The following is a 20,005-nucleotide window of genomic DNA, read 5'->3' as shown; positions in this document are numbered from 1 at the left end:
GGTGAAGATAATGAGTAATAAAACATTAAAAAATATAAATAAAATTCCTGTAAGAACATGGAGCTGGCTGGGAGTAAATGATTTATCAATAGATAGGGAACTGCCAGAAATAAAACCATATGATAAAACCATAATTGAGGATACATACGAAGAAGGTTTAAGGGTTATTCCTATTAATAAAGACAGTAATACTTTAAGAATATTGGATACTTTAGATTATGAAGGTATAAGTAAAGAGGCAACGGAGCAAGTTAAAAATAATTATAATACTGGTGTATTTATACAGGTTTCACCAGAAAAAAAAGTTATAAATCCAATATTTATAGATTATTCCATGGACAAGGAAAATCCTGTGGTTATAGATGATAATATAATAATTGCTGAAGAAAATAGCGAAATAACAGTAGTGGTTAAATATGATTCAGATAATAGTGAAAATTATTTTCATAACGGACTTACAAGAATATATGGTAAAGCAGGCTCTACTATAAATCTTATAAAAATACAAACTATATCTGACACAGCTGTTCATCTTGATACAAATACAGCACAATTAGAAGAAAGAGCGAAAATAAATTACGTAGTAGTTGAACTTGGAGCAGCTCATAGTGTAACTAATTATAAAACGGATTTAAAGGGATATAAGAGTTCTGAAAATTTATATTCCATTTATTTAGGAGATAAAGAAAGAAATATTGATATAAATTATTTAATAAATCATTATGGTAAGGAAACTAATAGCTCAATTGAAACCAGAGGTGCTCTTCTTGATAAAAGCAGTAAGATATTTAGAGGTACTCTGGATTTTAAAAAAGGGGCATCTAAATCTAAAGGACAGGAAGAGGAGTATGCAGTACTTTTAAGTCCTAATGTAAGAAACAGGTCAGTACCTATACTTTTGTGCACAGAAGAAGATGTTGAAGGGCAACACGCTGCCAGTGCTGGGAAAATAGATGAAAATAAGCTTTTTTATCTTATGACTAGGGGAATCAGCGAAAAAGAAGCAAAGAAGCTTATAATAGAAGCTGCTTTTAATCCAATTTTAAATAAAATTCCATTGGAAGATATTAAAAATGAAATTTCAGAAAGTATTAGGAGGAAGCTTATAGATGAGTAATAAATATATTGTGGATTTTCCAACTATAAATCAGACAGTTAATGAACATAGATTAGCTTATTTAGATAGTGCAGCTACTACTCAAAAGCCTTTATCCGTAATAAAGGCGGTAGATGAGTATTATAGTAAATTTAATGCTAATCCTCATAGAGGAGCTTATTATCTCAGCATAAAGGCAACAGAGATATATGAAAATACTAGGGAAATTATAAAAAATTTCATAGGAGCAGAAAAGGCCAAAGAAATAGTATTTACTAAAAATGCCACAGAAGGTTTTAATTTATTAGCTTATTCCTATGGGATGAATTTTATAAATGCCGGAGATGAGATAGTTATATCTATAGCAGAGCATCACTCCAATTTAGTTCCCTGGCAGCAGGTGGCAAAAGCTAAGGGTGCAGTATTGAAATATTTGTATTTGGATGAAGAAGGTATAATTTCAAAAGAGGAAGTTGAAAGTAAAATAACTGAAAAGACAAAGATTGTGTCCATTACTCAGGTATCTAATGTACTTGGAACCATCAATCCTGTAAAAGATATTATTAAAAAGGCTCATTCTGTAGGAGCAATTGCTATAGTAGACGGATCACAAAGTGTACCCCACATGAAAGTAAACGTGAGGGATTTAGATGCAGATTTTATAGTATTTTCTGGACATAAAATGTTATCTCCTATGGGAATAGGAGTAGTGTATGGAAAAGAAGAACTGTTAGAAAAAATGCCGCCCTTCATATTTGGAGGAGATATGATAGAATATGTATGGGAACAGGAAGCTACTTTTGCAGAAGTTCCTTATAAATTTGAAGGTGGTACACAGAATGTAGGAGGAGCTGTTGGAATAACTGCTGCTATAAAGTATCTTGAAAATGTAGGTATGGATACGGTGAATGACATAGAGAAAGACTTGGTAGGCTATGCATTGGAAAGATTAAGTGAAATACCTTATGTTACCGTATATGGGACAAAGAATGTTGATAAAAAAGCAGGAGTAATTTCTTTTAATGTACAGGATGTACATCCCCATGATGTGGCATCTATATTAGATGCTTCTGGTGTTGCAATTAGAGCAGGTCATCACTGTGCTCATCCCTTAATGAGATATCTAGGAGTAAATGCTACCTGCAGGGCAAGTTTCTATCTGTACAATATAAGGGAAGATGTGGATGCCTTAGTTGAAGGATTAAAAAATACAAGGAAGTGGTTAGGTTATGGATCTTAGTAGTGTATATTCTGAAATAATAATGGAGCATAATACCTCAAATCACAATAAGAGGCATGTTGAAGGTGCAGATGTAGTGGAACAGGGGCATAATCCCAGCTGTGGAGATGAAATTGAACTTGAATTAAAAATAAAAGACAATATAATAGAAGATGCAGGCTTTACTGGTGTAGGTTGTGCCATATCACAGGCTTCTACATCTATAATGATAGATTTAATAAAGGGAAAGACTTTAGAGGAGGCAAAACATCTGGTAGAAACTTTTCTAGGTATGATAAAAAGAGAGATAACCGATGAAAAGCAGCTGGAGATACTAGAAGATGCCCTGGCACTTAAAAATATATCTAATATGCCAGCTAGGGTTAAATGTGCAGTTTTAGCTTGGCATACCTTGGATCAGTCACTAAAAAAAGATAAAAATTGACAAAAATTGCGAAAAATCCTTAATGTGTATTATAACAGCATATTAAGGATTTTATTATTTTTAAAACAATTATTTGTTGGTAATTTATACAAGCATAAAGAATTTTACGTGGATAATAGCTAATTAAGAGCCTTGCTGCACTATATGTTCCAAAAGTGTGAATATTATAAATTTAAGGAATAGTCCTATTTTAATATATAATCTAGAAATTTGTTATATAATAGTTTATAAACTGGTTTTACAGTTTAAAGAATGATTGAAATTACAATAAAAAACGGAGGGAAAGTTATGGTAAAATCAATTCAATCACCGAGTAAATATGTACAAGGTTCAGGTGTACTAACTCAATTAGAAACTTATGTAGGAAGCTTAGGAGAGTCTTTTCTTGTAGTAGCAGATCCATTTGTTTTGGATGATGCAAAGGAAAAGATAGGGAAGAGTTTTGAAGGTACTGAAAAAGACGTTACAATTGAAAAGTTTGGTGGAGAATGTACTAAAAATGAAATTGACAGATTAATACAAATAGCCAAAGCAAAAAATGTACAGGCTGTAATTGCTATAGGTGGAGGAAAAACTCTAGATACAGTAAAGGCAATTGGATATTATACTAAAATTCCAGTTGTTATAATTCCAACATTAGCTTCCTGTGATGCTCCATGTACTGCACTTTCAGTTATATACACAGAAAAAGGGGAATTTAGTGAATATTTATTCCTGCCAGAAAACCCTAATATGGTTATGGTTGATACAGATATAATTGTAAAGGCTCCAGTAAAGTTCTTGGCAGCTGGTATGGGTGATGCTTTTGCAACTTACTACGAAGCAAGAGCTTGCTACAAGGCAAGTGGCAATAATTTAGTTGGTACTAAAATAACAAAGGCAGCTTTAGCTCTTGCAGAACTTTGTCATAAAACTCTTCTTGAAGATGGGGTAAAAGCAAAGCTTTCAAATGAAAAAGGAGTTTTAACTAAGGCGCTTGAGAACATAATAGAAGCAAATATATACTTAAGTGGAGTTGGAGCTGAAAGTTCTGGACTAGCTGCTGCTCACGCTATTAGTAATGGTCTTACTGTTCTTACAGAATTACATCGTGTATCTCATGGAGAAAAGGTTGCCTTTGGTACTCTAGTTCAATTAGTTCTTGAGGATGCACCTGTAGAAGAAATAAAGCAAGCCATAAACTTTATGAAAAATGTAGGACTTCCAGTATCCTTAGAAGAAATGGGAGTAAATGTTATAAATAAAGATGCCATAATGAAGGTTGCAGCATCTTCTTGTGCAAAAAATGATACTATGGGCAATATGCCATTTGAAGTTACTGTAGAAGATGTTTATGGAGCAATAATAGTGGCAAATGAACTTGGTAAGCAGTTTAGATAATATTTTTTACTGGTAATTGTTATATATTAGACAAATATGTTACAAGTTAAACAAGCATGTTATAAATTAAACAAGATTTTTAGAGATGTTTAATTTCATGATTGATTGAAGGTAAGATCCCTAGTATGGTGTGAAAAACATATTAGGGATTTTTTGCCGTATACGATTTTCAATTTATGTATGAATAAATATATTATTAGGATAATAGGGGTTAAGCCGACATACGTGAAAAACTGTGCCACATGCTTACATTAATATCCAATTGTTAGCAATGCGCCCTGGGATCATACATGTTTCATCAAGTCTATGTAAATTTGAAACATTTCAAATTTAATATTTATAACTCTATTGAAACACTTTTTGATAGTGTTATTAGGGTATACTCTTTTGAAACATATATTTAATTTAGTGGTATAATTTATACACAATTGAAAATTAAGGAGAACTTTTTATTATGGTATTTTTAAAAAAGTATAGATAATATATATATGTCGGCTGTCCCCCTACGTATACAAGTATGTTACAATTTAATAGTGCGTTGTTGAGCTCATGAGTTAATGCTTAAAACTATAGTTAACTTGCACGAAGTTTTTATATTAGGGAGAAAAGAGAAATGTACACTGGTAAAAAAGTTAGGTTGAAAGAATACAGAAAAGAAGATGTTAAATTAGTTCAAAGTTATGTAAATGATTCAGAGATAAAGAAACTCTTAAATCCAGGGATACCTTATTTATATACATTTGAAGATGAAGAAAAATGGTTTGAAAGTTTATCAGCAAAAAATGATCAATATAGTTTTGCTATAGAAACATTAGTTGATAATAAATATATCGGTGGTTGTGGAATAAATAGTATTGATTGGAAAAACAGTGCTGCCGTAATTGGAATATTTATAGGAGATAAAGAATATTGGGGAAAAGGTTATGGAACAGATGCGATGAAACTTCTTATTAGTTTTATTTTTGAACAAATGAATTTAAATAAAATTAAATTACAGGTTTTATCATATAATGAACGTGCGATTAAATGTTATGAAAAGTGTGGATTTACAAAAGAAGGTGTATTAAGGGAAGAAATATTTAGGGATGGTAAATATCATGATAATATTGTTATGGGATTTTTTAAAATTGAGTATTATAAAGAAATGAATAAAAGTGTCAACTAATCTTATCTACCAATATTTCAAATCTTTTTTGCAGTATTGTGTTGATTTCTGTGAGTCCCCACTCAATAAGCCCATGAAAGTCATCATTATAATAGTTTTCGTACATCTTATTATTATTTTCAAGGATTTCTTTAAAGGTAATCTGATGGATATAATTTACAAACAGTGATTTTAAGCGTACTATATCTATCTTTCAAAAAGTACACTTTTTGAAACACATAGAAGCATAAAATGTTTATAATAAAATAATTATATATTTTAAATCTCTACTGAATATTTTTAAAGAGCTTGTACATAATTATAGAATATGTAACTAAAAAAATATTTTAGAGAGAGGTAACTAAAATGAAAAAGATTGTTGTTAAAACTTCAACCAAAAAGCCAGCCAAGAAAAAAAATAACGACAAATATTTAATCTGTGTCGGTAAAAACTTTTAAGCTATAGTTTTTTTGATACAATATGCTTATCATTTAAAATCACATATATTGGGGTAATACCAGCAGTTGTGTTATGTACTGAAAAGCATATACCATTATATGTAATTTCCTTTATAGAATTAGATTTAAAGCATAAGTATTTGGAGTAAAATAAAGGTCATAAATTATAAATAACTTTACTTTGAATAAATTACTAAATATATTTACTTGCAAAATACCTTTTAAATCAACATATAAAAATGCACGATTTATCAAAGGTGGCGATAAATTTAAAGACCATGAAACAAATTAATTTAATTTGTTTTTTACGTATTTGCAACGCAATTAGTACGGTGATTTTTAAAATAAAAGGCAGAAGTGTATTTTATTAACTTTCAGAAAATAAGAATGAAAATTAAGAGGGTTTAGACGATATAAATAAATTTAATCTTTGATATTGGCTTCGAATAATTGTTGTATTTTAAAAAAAAATAGTATATAATAAGCATGTGATAATTTTTTAACAATCTTTTTTGTAGATTATGACTTACACCTAATATATAATTAAAACCCTTATATATTATGAATTTATCATTTCTAAATATTATGATATATCACTTTGACTTTGAAAAATAATTGTTAAGGAGGTGTTAACTATGGCTTATGTTATTAATGCTGATGAATGTCAATCATGTGGTGCTTGCAAAAGTGATTGTCCTACATCTTGTATAAGCATGCAAGATGGAAGCTATGCAATTGATGCTAGTGTTTGTGTAGATTGTGGGACTTGCCTAAATTCTTGTGGTTTTGGTGCAATTTCAGCTGAATAATTTATCGTGAAAAAACAACCAGAAGTTACTATTTTATTATAGTAATATATTTCTGGTTGTTTTTTTCTCAAATCATCATACATAGTTCCTCCCTCTTAATACAGAATATGACTATTTTATTAGTATGTTAAATTAAAGAGAAAATAAGAACTTATATAACAGTATAAAAAATATAAAAATAACATTTTACATAGTAAACTTTCATATTTAATTAATAAATTGACAAAATTGTTTTCGATTAATTTAAATATTTAGAAAACTTATTAAAAGCGTTGACAGAAGCCTTCTATTTGTTATAATAGATATAAAAGTTAGTTACAAAATTGATTAAAAGGAAAGTTGGTGAATTTATATGAATAAGCTTGTTAGTGGAGTAATTAATAAAATATATGGTTTTTATTTTAGCTGGGGCTTTTATTTTAGCGCTGGTTATTATTATTGCACAAAAAAATTTCATATATTTTCACATAATGAGTTTAATAGATTAGTTGCTGTTTAAGGAATAAATCAATTAAGTAGGATATTGATTAACAGGAAGACTCATTGAGAGTCTTCCTTTTTATTTTATAATAATATTAATAATAACTTTGATTAATAATAAGAAAACGAGTATAATATAATTGCTTTAACACTATACAGTGTAAAACAGATATTTGTTATTATAGAATTAAAATTAGTTTCAAAGTATCTTCTAAAAGTATATGAAAATAAATAGTAAGCCAAAGAACTAACTAATCATTTGTTTGAATATGCCTAAAATAGGAGATTTAAAATAAATTTAAAATAAATTTAAAATAAAAGGAGGCAATTATTATGATAATTGTTATGAAACCAGGAGTATCAAAAGAGAAAATAGAAATTTTCAAAGAAAGATTAGAAAAAAGGGGATTAATGGTTCATGTGGATTTTGGCGATAATTACTGTATACTAGGTTTAATAGGAGATACCAGAGCAATTGATCCAGAGCAGATTCAGGCATATGAAGAGGTTGAAAAAGTTATGATTGTTCAGGAACCATATAAGAAAGCAAATAGATTATTCCATCCTGAAGATTCTATAATAAATATAAATGGCAGAACTATTGGGGGAGGTAAATTAGCTGTTATAGCAGGACCATGTTCTGTTGAAAGTGAAGATCAGATTGTAAGTATAGCAGAAGATGTTAAAGAAGCAGGAGCAGGATTTTTAAGAGGTGGTGCTTTCAAACCTAGAACATCACCTTACAGTTTCCAAGGTATGGAACTAGAAGGCTTAGAACTTTTAAAAATTGCCAGAGAAAAAACAGGACTTCCAATAGTAACAGAATTAATGGGAACTAAGATGCTTGAAAGATTTGTTGAAGATGTTGATGTAATACAGGTTGGAGCTAGAAACATGCAGAACTTCGAGCTTTTAAAGGAACTGGGAAAAACTAATAAGCCTATTCTTTTAAAGAGAGGATTATGTGCTACCATTGAAGAATGGCTTATGTCAGCAGAATATATAATGGCTGGTGGAAATGAAAATGTAATACTGTGTGAAAGAGGAATAAGAACTTATGAGACTTATACTAGAAATACGCTAGACTTAAGTGCTATACCGGCTATAAAGAAACAAAGTCATCTTCCAGTTATAGTTGATCCAAGTCATGCAGCAGGAATGTGGTGGATGGTAGAACCTCTTTCAAAAGCAGCTGTAGCAGTTGGAGCAGATGGATTAATAATTGAGGTACATAATGATCCTGCTAATGCTAAATGTGATGGTCAACAATCCATAAAACCAAATAAATTCAAGTCTCTAATGGACTCTTTAAAGGAAATAGAAAAATTTAAATGGAGCTTTAACGTTGATAAGCTTGGAATTTAATATTACCGTTGTTGGACTTGGATTAATTGGTGGATCTTATGCTATGGCCCTTAAGGAGCTAAAGCCTAATAATTTATGGGGAATTGATATTGATTTAAAGGCAATTAAAGCTGCAGAAGCTTTAGGAATTATAGATAAGGGATATGAAGATGCTTCAGTACCTCTAAGTAAATCAGATATAGTTATAGTATCTCTATACCCGGAGGCAGCAATAGAATTTATTAAAAAGCATAAGAATGATTTCAAAAGGGGTGCAGTTATTACTGACACCTCTGGTATTAAGGAAAGTATAGTAAAAGAGGTATCAGCCCTTATACCAGATTATGTTGATTTTATTGGAGGACATCCAATGGCAGGAAGAGAGTCAAAGGGACTTGCCTTTGCCTCTAAGGACATTTTTAAAAATGCAAATTACATAATAACACCAACAGAGAAAAATGAAAAAGAAAATATCAAGTTAATAGAAGAAATTGCTAAAAATATAGGCTGCAAAAATGTGGTTTTAATAGATGCTAAAGTGCATGACAAAATTATAGCCTATACCAGTGCTATACCACATATAATTGCTGTGGCTTTAATGAATTGTGATAATTTTGATGAACAAAGGGGCTTCTTTATAGGGGGAAGCTTTAGAGATGCAACAAGAGTAGCATTAATTAATCCTGATTTATGGTCAGAATTATTTATTTCCAATAAAGATAATATAATAGCTGAACTGGAGGAGTTTGAAAACAATTTAGCTGTTATGAAAAAAGCTATTGAAAATGAAGATGTGTCTTCAATGAAAGAGATATTCAATAATGCAGGTTCAAAAAGGAGGAAACTTAACAGCAATGAGTGATATTATGATAAAGCTTTCGCATAAAACTTATCCCATTCATATAGAAAAGGGATTAATGGACTCCATTGGGAAAGAAATAAAGAAAATATATAGTGGCAAGAAAATTGCTGTAGTAACAGATTCTAATGTTAATAGTTTCTATGGACAAAAGCTTGAAGAAGCTTTAAAAGAGGAAAATTATAATGTAAAGACCTTTGTTGTAGAAGCTGGAGAAAAGAGTAAATCAATTAATGTACTACTAAAGCTTTATGATGATCTTCTAGGTTTCGAAATGACTAGAGGAGATCTTATAATAGCCCTTGGTGGAGGGGTAGTGGGAGATTTGACTGGATTTGCAGCTGCAACTACATTAAGAGGAATACCTTTTGTTCAGATTCCTACATCTCTATTGGCTCAAATAGACAGCAGTATAGGGGGTAAGGTAGCTGTAGATCTTCCGAGAGGTAAAAATTTAATAGGAAATTTCTATCATCCTGAAGCGGTATTTATTGATCCCAATGTGTTAAAAACCTTAGATAAAAAATTTCTTCATGATGGCATGGGCGAAGTTATAAAGTATGGTGCTATCAAGGATAGGGCTTTATTTGATACGCTGCTTAGCTTTAATGATGATGAAGAACTTTTAAACAATATAGATGAGATAATTTATAAATGCTGTAATATAAAAAAGGAAGTAGTGGAAAAGGACGAAAAAGATAAAGGTGACAGAATGATGCTGAATTTTGGGCATACTATAGGTCATGCTATTGAAAAATATTTTAATTATGAAAGATATACTCATGGAGAAGCTGTGGCTATTGGTATGTATAAAATTACTGAAAAGAGCGAAGCTATGGGTATAACTGAAAAGGGAACTGCAGATTTATTAAAGAAGATATTAATTAAATATAGTTTGCCTTTTGAAATCGAAGCTTTAGATAAGTGTAAAGTATTAGAAACTATATCTATGGACAAGAAAAATGATAGAGACAGAATTAATATTATTTTATTAAATAAACTAGGTGAAGCTTTTATTAAAAATATAGATAGCAAACTTATGGAAAATTATATTTAGGAGAAGTGGATAGGCTATGAATTACGTTAAGATAACTCCATCAAAATTAAAAGGCAAGGTAACAATTCCACCATCTAAGAGCTTAAGTCATAGAGCTATAATTGCAGCAGGACTTTCTAAAGGTAAGAGTGTAGTAGAAAACGTTATGTTTTCAGAGGATATATTAACTACTTGTAATGCTATGGAGGCACTAGGTGTAACTATAGAAAAAAAAGAAGAAGAAAATAATATTTATACTTTGATAATAGATGGAAGTACTGAGTTAAAATTATTGAAGAAAGAAATAGACTGTTCAGAATCGGGTTCATCTCTAAGATTTTTTATACCTATATGTTTAGCTGAAGAAAATGATGTTGTATTTACAGGAAGGGGGAAATTAGTTTCCCGTCCTCTGAATCAGTATTATGAAATTTTTGATAAACAAGGTATAAAGTATTCCAATGAAAATGGAAAGCTTCCCTTGAAGGTACAGGGTAAAATTCAGTCTGGAGAATTTACTATAGACGGAGATGTAAGCTCTCAGTTTATAACGGGACTTATGTTTACTTTGCCATTACTTCAGGGTGATTCTAAAATTATAATTAATAAGAAGCTTGAATCAAAGGGATATTTGGATCTAACTATGGACATATTAAATAGATTTTCGGTAGAAGTAATAAATAAGGATTATAAAGAATTTTTAATAAAGGGAAATCAGCAATATAAAAGTATGGACTATAGAGTTGAAGGGGACTTTTCACAGGCGGCCTTTTGGCTTGTGGCAGGTATGATAGGCGGAGAAATAGATTGTCTTGATTTAAATCCTGACTCTAAGCAAGGTGACAAAGAAGTATTAGATATAATAAAGAGAATGAATGGAGCACTAAACATTACTAGTGATAAAATATATGCAGAAACAACAAATACAAGTTCTACAGTTATAGATGCATCTCAATGTCCTGATATAATACCGGTACTAGCAGTTTTAGCGGCTTTAAGCGAAGGCACTACAGAGGTTATTAATGCAGGTAGACTTAGAATAAAAGAGTCAGACAGATTAACTGCCATAACTACAGAATTAAACAAATTAGGTGCAGATTTAGAAGAAAAAGAAGATGGTCTTATAATAAGAGGGAAAAAAGAGCTTACAGGCGGGGAAGTGGACAGCTGGAATGATCATAGAATTGCCATGGCCCTTGCAGTAGCTTCTATAAGATGTAAAGATGAGGTTACTATAAAAGACAGTGGATGTGTAAAAAAATCTTATCCTACCTTTTGGGAGGACTTTAAGAAGCTAGGAGGAAATGTCCATGAGTGGAGTGTGGGGTAAAAATATTAAACTTTCAATTTTTGGAGAATCCCATGGAAATGCTATAGGAATTACTATAGATGGACTTTTGCCAGGAATTGAACTGAATATAGATTACATAAAGAGAGAAATGGAAAGAAGAATGCCTGGTAAAAATAAGCTTTCTACTGCCAGAAAGGAAGCAGACCAGTTTGAAATTCTTTCCGGTTATTTTAATAATAAAACTACCGGTTCACCATTATGTGCTATAATAAGAAATTCAGATCAGCATTCTAAGGATTACAGTAAACTAAAGAGTCTTATGCGTCCGGGACATGCAGATTATACTGGAAATATAAGATACAAGGGTTTTAATGATTATAGGGGTGGTGGACATTTTTCTGGTAGAATTACTGCACCACTTGTGTTTGCAGGAGCTGTAGCTAAGCAAATTTTAGCTGAAAAGGGAATACTTATTGGCAGTCATATAAAAAGTATTGCTAATGTTGAAGATGATTCTTTTCACAAAGTGAATATAGAAGATTCTCTGTTATCGGGTTTATTAAAAGAAGAATTTCCTACAATCAACAAAGAAAAAGGCGTAGAAATGAGGAAGCTGATAATAGATGCTAAAGGAGAACTAGATTCTGTGGGTGGAGTAGTTGAAACAGCAGTTTTGAACTTACCAGTAGGCATTGGCTCCCCGTTTTTTTATTCCGTAGAAGCTCATTTGTCTCATATGATTTTTTCTATTCCAGCGGTAAAGGGAATAGAGTTTGGAGAAGGTTTTGATATAACTAAACTTAGGGGTTCAGAGGCTAATGATGAGTATTATATAGAGAATGATCAGGTGAAAACTCGTACTAACAATAATGGTGGAATACTAGGTGGTATAACAAATGGTATGCCTATTGTATTTAGAACGGCTTTTAAGCCTACAGCATCTATAGCTAGACTTCAACATACTATTGATATAGAAAAGCATGAAAATGCAGAGCTTGAAATAACAGGTCGTCATGATCCTTGTATTGTTCAAAGAGCTGTACCTGTGGTAGAAGCAGCAGCGGCAATTGCCATATTAGATTTGATGTATGATATTAAATAATAGAATTATTACAACAATAACTAGTCAGTTTAATATATAATCTTATAGGAGATAAAATTTTCATTATGTCTTATATAGTTATTTTATTGAATTTGACTTGTTATTTAGTTTAAGGTGATTTAAATTTATATGTATAAAGGTAAATTATCATAAATGAAATATGACATGTTCTTATTATAGTGATCATTAGAATTGTATTATGTAGTATTATTCATTGAATAAGTATTAAAATAGACAGATTTACGGGATAATTATTTTATCCGATGACTAGTCGCTGTAACGCTCCACCTTCTAAAAAGTTGGAGATAACAGCGACACGTCCCTGGATAATTCATCTAAACTTGGTGGGAGTACAAACTCCCACCAAGTAAGATTCATTGATATTAATAAGGAGGTGGCAGTTTTCTGTGAAAGATTTAGAAGAACTTCGTGAAGAAATTGATACTATAGATAAACAACTGGTGGCTCTTTTTGAAAAGAGGATGGAAGCTGTTTTAGATGTAGCGAAATATAAAATTAAAAATTCTATACCAATTTTAAATGCTGAAAGAGAAAAACAGGTTATAGAAAAAAATATAAGAATTTTAAAAAATAAAGAATTTAGTAATGCTGTAGAAGATTTTTTTAAGTCAGTAATGTCTATAAGTAGGAATCTTGAAGCACATAATATGCCTGATGATAAGAATATAGGAAAACAAAGTAACATAGAAAATTTTGAACCTAAGATTGAGGATAATGTAAAGATTGAAGCTGACAAAACTCAAACTAAAAGTACCTTATTTGGACTTATAGGAGAAAAATTAGGGCACAGCATATCTCCAGCTATACATTCAAAGCTTTATAAAATATTGGGAATGAACGCTGTTTATGAATTATTTGAAATAGAAAAGAAAAAACTGGAAGTAAATTTCAAAGCTTTAATAGCAAATGGAGTAAAGGGTTTGAATGTTACTATACCCTATAAAGTGGATATTATAAAATATTTAGATGAAATATCCGTGGAAGCAGATAAAATAGGAGCTGTTAATACTATATGCTTTAAAAATGGCAAAGTTATTGGGCATAATACAGATTATCATGGTTTTGGCAAAATGCTTGAAAAAAATAATATACCAGTAAAAAATAAAAAAATTGTAGTTTTAGGTGCTGGCGGTGCTGCAAAGGCAGTTATACAATATTTTATAGACAACAATGCTAAAGATATACTACTGGTAAGTCGAGATAAAAAAAAGGCAGCAGAAAACTTTAAGGGTACAAAAATAATTGATTATGATGAACTTAAAGCGTTGGAACAAGGTGATGTAATTGTAAATTGTACACCTTGTGGAATGTATCCCAAAACAGAAATTTCTCCTGTAGATGAGAATTGCATAGGTAAATTTTCTTCAGCTGTTGATTTAATATATAATCCAAAGGAAACTTTATTTTTAAAGTATGCTAAAGAAAAGGGGATAAAAGCAGTTAATGGGCTATATATGCTGGTTGGGCAAGCCATAGCTGCTGAGGAACTGTGGAATGATAGTACTATTGATGAAAATATAGTGGATAAAATATACCAAGAACTTTTATAAAAATAATTATATATTTGAGAAGTATATTTGTTTACTACAGTATGCTTTCTGTAAACACAGTTTTAAAAAATCAAGAATTATATTGTATCTATAATAATGATTTATCAATTCTAAAAGTATAAAATTTATAAGGAATTGAGAATTTGCATTAGTAAAGGGTGTTATGTTGGTATGAATTTACGAAAAAATATAGTATTAATAGGTATGCCGGGCTCTGGAAAAACAACTATAGCTAAAGCTATATCAAGACTTTACGGACTTGAATTATATGATACTGATGAATACATAGAAAAAAAAGAAGGAAAAATTATATCTGATATATTTAAAAATGGAGAGAAACATTTTAGAAAGCTTGAGACAGAGGCAGTAAAGGATATCAGCAGCAAAGACGCGGTAGTTATTTCTACAGGCGGTGGAGTTATAAAATCTCCTTATAATATGGAACTTTTAAAAAGAAATGGCTTAATAGTATTTATAAATAGATCAGTAGAAGATATAATAAAGGATGTGGATACAGCTAATCGTCCTCTTTTAAATAAGTCTAAAGATAATTTGCATAAATTGTATAATGAAAGATACAAATTGTATAAAGAATATAGTGATTATGAAGTTATAAATGATAAAAATTTGAAAGTAGTTATAGATAAGATATCGGATATAATAAGAGAAAATCTTTAGCATTTAGTCTATTTATTAATTTCTTCATAAAAGAATTAAGGGTGTTGATAATTAAATATAGTGTCTTCTTAATTGAAAACAAATAAAATTTTACTGAATAAAATTTAGTTGATATAAAAATAAATTAAAAAGGAAGCGTATATTTGTGAAAATATTAATGATTAACGGACCTAATATTAATTTTTTAGGAATTAGAGAAAAAAATATTTATGGAACTAAAAATTATAAAGATTTGTGTGATTATGTAAAAAGTGAAGCTAAAATATTAGGAGTAGAAGTTGAAATTTTACAGAGTAATATTGAGGGAGAAATAATTGGTTATATACAGGAGGCTTATGAAAAGTATGATGGAATTGTAATAAATCCTGGCGCATATACTCATTACAGTATAGCTATTTATGATGCATTGAAAGCTGTTTCCATCAAAACTGTAGAAGTACATATAAGTAATATACATTCAAGAGAAGAATTCAGAAGAAAATCTGTTACAGCACCAGCTTGTATTGGACAAATTTGCGGTTTTGGCTTTTATGGATACATAATGGCTATAATGGCATTATTAAAGGAAGATGAAAGATAAAATGTCAAGCGAATCAATTATAAAACCTGTTTATCAAAAAATAGCAATTGATATTGCAAATAGAATAGTAGCTGGAGATTTTGCTGTAGGGGATAAACTATATGGAAGGTCTTCCCTGGCAAGTAAATACAATGTATCTCCTGAAACCATAAGAAGAGCAACTATTCTTCTAAGTGATATGGGAATAGTAAAAGTTACAAAGGGCAGTGGAATAATAGTAGAATCTGTAGATAATTCTCTGAAATTTATTGACAAATTTAAAGATATAGATTCACTAACTTCATTAAAAAGAGAAATTACAGATTTAATGACTAAGAAAAATCAGATAGAAAAAAGTATGGATAATGTTATAAATGAATTAATCGATTATTCCAATCGATTTAACAAGAGCAATCCTTTTGTACCTTTTGAGTTTGAAATATATGAGGGACTGCATATAGTAGGAAAAGCTATATCGGAAGTAAAGTTCTGGCAAAATACAGGGGCAACCATAATAGCTATAAGAAGAAATGGAAAGCTGATACTTTCACCAGGCCCCTATACTGTGTTCTTGGAAAATGATGTATTTATTTTTATAGGAGATGAGAGTACCTATTACAGAACTAAGCAATTTCTTTATGAGGAATAGCATCTAATTTCCTAATACCTGATTGCTTATATCAAGATGTACATATAAGGAACAAGTACAAAGTCTTATATTTTCAAAGACTTGTATTTGTTCCTATTTTATAATTATCTATTCCATAGGCATAAGCCTGATCTTTGAAATAGTTATATTTTACATAAACAGAGTTCTTTGTTTCAGGTGAGTTTTTTCTCCAGCTGAAACTTACTAACAGAGTTCTTAGTATCGGTATTTTCGATACTTAGAAATCGTTGTCCTTTAGGGTAAATCGTTATCCAGGGACGTAGCAGCCGTTATCTCCCACTTTGATAGAAAAGCAGAGAACCAAAATCTTAGATTTTGTGTGAATCGCTTTCACAGAGTGCGTTGGGAGTATTACGGATGGTAGTCATCGGATAAAAGCTCATCTCGAAGGATTTAAACAAATGATATATTACAAAAACGCCTGAAGAATACTGCTGTATTTTACCTGAATTCATTACTATAATGTTATCTGATATACTCATAGTTTCTTCTTGATCATGCGTTACAGATACTGTAGTAACTCCTGTTTTTCTCTGTATTTCCCCTATTTCTTCTTGCATCTCTATACGCAATCTTGCATCCAGATTAGAAAGTGGTTAATCCAGAAGAAGTACTTTAGGGTTCTTTATTGAGTACAGATTCCTTTCCAAAGAGAATATCTCCCTTTGTAGGAGTATATAGTCCAGCTAGTATAAATAGTGTTGTGGATTTTCCACAGCTGCTTTCTCCAAGCAAAGAAACCAATTCACCAGATTTAATTGTAGGATTATTATTATCAACAGCTGTGGTGTTGTTAAAGTTCATGGAAATATCCTTTAGGCAAATATCCAAATTATAACCCTCTAGTATAGTATCTAAATCTAATGAGAAGGGATTTATAGTAAAGAGAAATTTAATATTCTTTACATAGTAACAACTCTATGATATGCTTGAGTTGTTACTTTTTGAAGAATGGAGGAATATTATGATAGAATTTAAAAATGTTGGTAAAGTTATAAACGGTAAAACCATACTTAATGATATAAATATAAAAATAGAGCAGGGGGAATTGGTAACTTTCATTGGACCTAGTGGCTGTGGTAAAACCACAACTTTAAAAATGATAAATAAACTTATAAAACCAACTTCAGGTGAAATTTTAGTTGACGGTAAAAAAATTGAAGGAGAAGATACTATTAAACTTAGAAGAACCATGGGTTATGTAATACAACAAACGGGACTTCTTCCTCATTTAACTGTAAAAGAAAATATAGAATTAATACCTTCTATAGAAAAGCTGCCAGAACAGCAAATAGCTAACAGAACAAAGGAATTATTTGAATTAGTAGATATGAAAGCAGAAGATTATATAGATAAATACCCTAGTGAACTCAGTGGTGGACAGCAACAGAGGGTGGGGATTGCAAGAGCTTTTGCTATGGATCCTGAGATAATACTCATGGATGAACCTTTCAGTGCTTTAGATCCCATAACCAGGGCCCAGCTTCAAGATGAGGTATTCAATATACAACAGAATATTAAGAAGACAATAGTATTTGTAACTCACGATATGGACGAAGCATTAAAATTAGCGGATAAAATTTGTATTATGGAAGATGGAAGGGTAGTTCAATTTGATACTCCTGAAAATATATTAAGAAAGCCTGCTAATGATTTTGTAAAAAACTTTATTGGAGTTAATAGAATATGGAGTCAACCAGAGCTTATAAAGGTGAAGGATATTATGATAGAAAATCCAGTAAAGTCTAGTGCAGAGAGAACAGTAATACAGGCTATAGAAATAATGAAATATAATCATGTAGACAGCCTACTTGTTGTAAATAGAGATAATACCTTAAATGGGATTATAACACTGAAAGAGATTAGAACCAGTATGGATAAAAATAAAAAATTGAAAGATATAATGGAAAGACAAGTAATAACAGTGAATTATGAAGATTCTATATTAAACGTATTAGAGATTATAGAAAAAGAACATATAGGTTATGTGCCAGCTGTAGATAAGGATTCTAAATTAGTAGGACTTGTTACTAAAAGCAGTTTGCTATCCATACTAAGTGATCAGCTGATTAATAAGGAGGTACAAGAATAGTGCAAGGATTAAATACTTTTTTTCATTTTATAATAGACAGAAAATTGCAAATATATGATTTGTTCATTCAACATATTGAGCTTACATTATTTTCAGTTGTAATTTCCATACTAATTGGAATACCCTTGGGAATACTGATAGTTAGAGTTAAAAAGCTTTCTACTCCTATTATAGGACTGGCAAATATAATTCAGTCTATTCCCAGTTTAGCTTTATTGGGCTTTTTAATACCTGTACTGGGTATAGGAAGTAAACCTGCCATAGCAATGGTAGTTTTATATTCACTATTGCCAATTGTAAAAAATACTTTTACAGGTCTAACTAATATTGAGCAATCTACTATTGAGGCGGCAGAGGGTATAGGGCTTACCAATAATCAAATATTATTAAAGGTCAGATTTCCATTAGCTATGCCAATTATAATGTCTGGAATTAGGATATCTGCAGTTACGGCAGTGGGACTTATGACTATAGCAGCCTTTATTGGAGCAGGAGGACTAGGGTACCTAGTGTTCTCTGGTGTACAAACTATAAATAACAATATGATTTTAGGGGGAGCTATTCCAGCTTGTATTCTTGCCATTGTATTGGATTTTGTCATCGGTAAAATTGAAAATGTAGTGGTTCCAGAAGGAATAAAAGTTGCCAATGGAAGAGGTAAGAGAAAAAAATCAAAATTTATAAATGCTATAAAAAAATACAAGTTGGCAGTTTCTTTGGTAGTACTTATATGCATAATAGGTGGAGTTGTATTTAGCTATACTAGGAATAAAAACACTATAGTTATAGGCTCCAAAAACTTTAATGAACAATTAGTAATGGGAAATATGATTGCTTCGCTTATAGAAGATAATACTGATTACAAAGTTGATAGAAAATTAAATTTAGGTGGTACTAGTGTAGTGTTTGATGCCATGAAGGCCGGAGATGTGGACTTATATGTTGAATATACTGGTACAGGCCTTGTAAATATAATGAAGCAGAATTCAGTAAGTGATGAAAATAAAGTATATGATACTGTAAAAGACTATTTTCATAAGAATTATCAAATGGAATGGATGAAGCCCTTAGGATTTAATAATACGTATGTATTGGCTATGAATAAGGCTGTAGCAAATAAATATAATTTAAATTCAATATCAGATTTAGCAAAGGTCAGCGATGAACTTAATTTAGGTTCAACCATGGAATTTACAAATAGACCTGATGGTTACCCAGGACTACAAAAGCAATATAGTGGTTTGAATTTTAAGACGGTTAAAGGACTGGATGGTGGACTTAGATATTCCGCTTTAGAAAAGAATGAAACTCAAGTTACAGATGCTTTTTCTACAGATGGATTATTAAAAAAATTTGACCTCAAAACATTAAAGGATGATAAAAATTTCTTTCCACCATATTATGCTGCTACTTTAATAAGAGAAGATACATTAGAAAAATATCCTAAAATAAAACCCGTGTTAGAAAAACTTGAAGGAAGGATTACGGATGAAGACATGCGTAATCTCAATTATAGAGTAGATAGTGGAGAGGATCCAAAGATAGTGGCAGAGGATTTTCTAAGAAGTAGAGATTTAATTAAGTAGTATTAGTTTTTAACTAAATTACCCGAGAGATTGAAGTTGAGAAATAAGGTTTAGTATTGAAAATAAGATTTTCAATACTAAACCTTATTTTTTAATATGTATAATAATAGCTATTTAATTAATGGATTAGATTTAAATTGTAGCATAGTTTTTATTATGCTATGGTAGAATATAGTTATCTAAAG

19 protein-coding genes are annotated in these 20,005 nt (G+C 30.7%); 17 read left to right on the top strand and 2 right to left on the bottom strand.

Annotated features, from left to right (window positions below; all coding sequences use genetic code 11):
* Window positions 1–10 precede the first annotated feature (10 nt).
* From sufD to CLOPA_RS21985, 15 genes are all read left to right on the top strand, one after another.
* Complete coding sequence (sufD, locus tag CLOPA_RS22055) at window positions 11–1,117, top strand: Fe-S cluster assembly protein SufD (protein WP_015617631.1); 1,107 nt, start codon at window positions 11–13, stop codon at window positions 1,115–1,117.
* Complete coding sequence (locus CLOPA_RS22050; protein WP_015617630.1) at window positions 1,110–2,336, top strand: cysteine desulfurase; 1,227 nt, start codon at window positions 1,110–1,112, stop codon at window positions 2,334–2,336. The genes sufD and CLOPA_RS22050 overlap by 8 nt, the downstream gene beginning before the upstream one ends.
* Entirely contained in the window at window positions 2,326–2,760 is a 435-nt protein-coding gene (gene sufU / locus CLOPA_RS22045) for a Fe-S cluster assembly sulfur transfer protein SufU (protein ID WP_015617629.1), read from the top strand. Before CLOPA_RS22050 ends, sufU begins: the two co-directional genes overlap by 11 nt.
* Window positions 2,761–3,048: 288 nt before the next feature.
* Window positions 3,049–4,140 carry a glycerol dehydrogenase gene (locus tag CLOPA_RS22040; RefSeq protein ID WP_015617628.1) on the top strand — a complete coding sequence of 364 codons (1,092 nt, stop codon included), beginning with the start codon at window positions 3,049–3,051 and terminating at the stop codon, window positions 4,138–4,140.
* A gap of 613 nt (window positions 4,141–4,753) precedes the next feature.
* Complete coding sequence (locus tag CLOPA_RS22035; protein ID WP_015617627.1) at window positions 4,754–5,305, top strand: GNAT family N-acetyltransferase; 552 nt, start codon at window positions 4,754–4,756, stop codon at window positions 5,303–5,305.
* A gap of 1,073 nt (window positions 5,306–6,378) precedes the next feature.
* Window positions 6,379–6,552 carry an indolepyruvate ferredoxin oxidoreductase subunit alpha gene (locus CLOPA_RS22030; RefSeq protein ID WP_015617625.1) on the top strand — a complete coding sequence of 58 codons (174 nt, stop codon included), beginning with the start codon at window positions 6,379–6,381 and terminating at the stop codon, window positions 6,550–6,552.
* Window positions 6,553–7,365: 813 nt separating this feature from the next.
* Window positions 7,366–8,397, top strand: a complete 1,032-nt coding sequence (gene aroF, locus CLOPA_RS22025; RefSeq protein ID WP_015617623.1) for a 3-deoxy-7-phosphoheptulonate synthase — start codon at window positions 7,366–7,368, stop codon at window positions 8,395–8,397.
* The gene (locus CLOPA_RS22020) at window positions 8,378–9,238 is read left to right on the top strand and encodes a prephenate dehydrogenase (protein ID WP_015617622.1); all 861 of its coding nucleotides are present in this window, start codon (window positions 8,378–8,380) and stop codon (window positions 9,236–9,238) included. The genes aroF and CLOPA_RS22020 overlap by 20 nt, the downstream gene beginning before the upstream one ends.
* Window positions 9,231–10,292, top strand: coding sequence for a 3-dehydroquinate synthase (gene aroB / locus CLOPA_RS22015; RefSeq protein ID WP_041711053.1), 1,062 nt, complete (start codon window positions 9,231–9,233; stop codon window positions 10,290–10,292). The genes CLOPA_RS22020 and aroB overlap by 8 nt, the downstream gene beginning before the upstream one ends.
* Before the next feature lie 16 nt (window positions 10,293–10,308).
* Window positions 10,309–11,601: a 3-phosphoshikimate 1-carboxyvinyltransferase gene (gene aroA / locus CLOPA_RS22010; RefSeq protein ID WP_015617620.1), complete on the top strand. Its 1,293-nt coding sequence runs from the start codon at window positions 10,309–10,311 to the stop codon at window positions 11,599–11,601.
* The gene (gene aroC / locus CLOPA_RS22005; protein WP_015617619.1) at window positions 11,582–12,664 is read left to right on the top strand and encodes a chorismate synthase; all 1,083 of its coding nucleotides are present in this window, start codon (window positions 11,582–11,584) and stop codon (window positions 12,662–12,664) included. The genes aroA and aroC overlap by 20 nt, the downstream gene beginning before the upstream one ends.
* Window positions 12,665–13,071: 407 nt before the next feature.
* A complete protein-coding gene (gene aroE, locus CLOPA_RS22000; protein WP_015617618.1) occupies window positions 13,072–14,235 on the top strand; it encodes a shikimate dehydrogenase in 1,164 nt (387 codons plus the stop codon).
* Between the two features lie 171 nt (window positions 14,236–14,406).
* Complete coding sequence (locus CLOPA_RS21995) at window positions 14,407–14,913, top strand: shikimate kinase (RefSeq protein WP_015617617.1); 507 nt, start codon at window positions 14,407–14,409, stop codon at window positions 14,911–14,913.
* 145 nt (window positions 14,914–15,058) lie between these two features.
* Window positions 15,059–15,493 (top strand): type II 3-dehydroquinate dehydratase, encoded by a 435-nt coding sequence (aroQ, locus tag CLOPA_RS21990; protein WP_015617616.1) that lies wholly within the window; start codon window positions 15,059–15,061, stop codon window positions 15,491–15,493.
* 1 nt (window position 15,494) lies between these two features.
* Window positions 15,495–16,121, top strand: coding sequence for a TrkA C-terminal domain-containing protein (locus CLOPA_RS21985; RefSeq protein WP_015617615.1), 627 nt, complete (start codon window positions 15,495–15,497; stop codon window positions 16,119–16,121).
* A gap of 329 nt (window positions 16,122–16,450) precedes the next feature.
* On the opposite strand, the gene CLOPA_RS26315 is transcribed toward CLOPA_RS21985, so the two are convergent.
* Together CLOPA_RS26315 and CLOPA_RS26310 are read right to left on the bottom strand one after the other, a co-directional pair.
* Window positions 16,451–16,714, bottom strand: coding sequence for a hypothetical protein (locus CLOPA_RS26315; RefSeq protein ID WP_041711052.1), 264 nt, complete (start codon window positions 16,712–16,714; stop codon window positions 16,451–16,453).
* Between the two features lie 43 nt (window positions 16,715–16,757).
* Window positions 16,758–16,973 carry an ATP-binding cassette domain-containing protein gene (locus CLOPA_RS26310; RefSeq protein ID WP_041711051.1) on the bottom strand — a complete coding sequence of 72 codons (216 nt, stop codon included), beginning with the start codon at window positions 16,971–16,973 and terminating at the stop codon, window positions 16,758–16,760.
* Window positions 16,974–17,106: 133 nt separating this feature from the next.
* On the opposite strand from CLOPA_RS26310, the gene CLOPA_RS21970 reads away from it, so the two are divergent.
* Entirely contained in the window at window positions 17,107–18,234 is a 1,128-nt protein-coding gene (locus tag CLOPA_RS21970) for a betaine/proline/choline family ABC transporter ATP-binding protein (protein ID WP_015617614.1), read from the top strand.
* Window positions 18,234–19,820, top strand: coding sequence for a glycine betaine ABC transporter substrate-binding protein (locus CLOPA_RS21965; RefSeq protein WP_015617613.1), 1,587 nt, complete (start codon window positions 18,234–18,236; stop codon window positions 19,818–19,820). The genes CLOPA_RS21970 and CLOPA_RS21965 overlap by 1 nt, the downstream gene beginning before the upstream one ends.
* Window positions 19,821–20,005: the final 185 nt, after the last annotated feature.

The sequence above is a fragment of the Clostridium pasteurianum BC1 genome (assembly GCF_000389635.1).
Taxonomy (GTDB): domain Bacteria; phylum Bacillota; class Clostridia; order Clostridiales; family Clostridiaceae; genus Clostridium_I; species Clostridium_I pasteurianum_A.
Note: the sequence above shows the minus strand (reverse complement) of the source record. Positions and strands in the feature narration are given on the sequence as shown.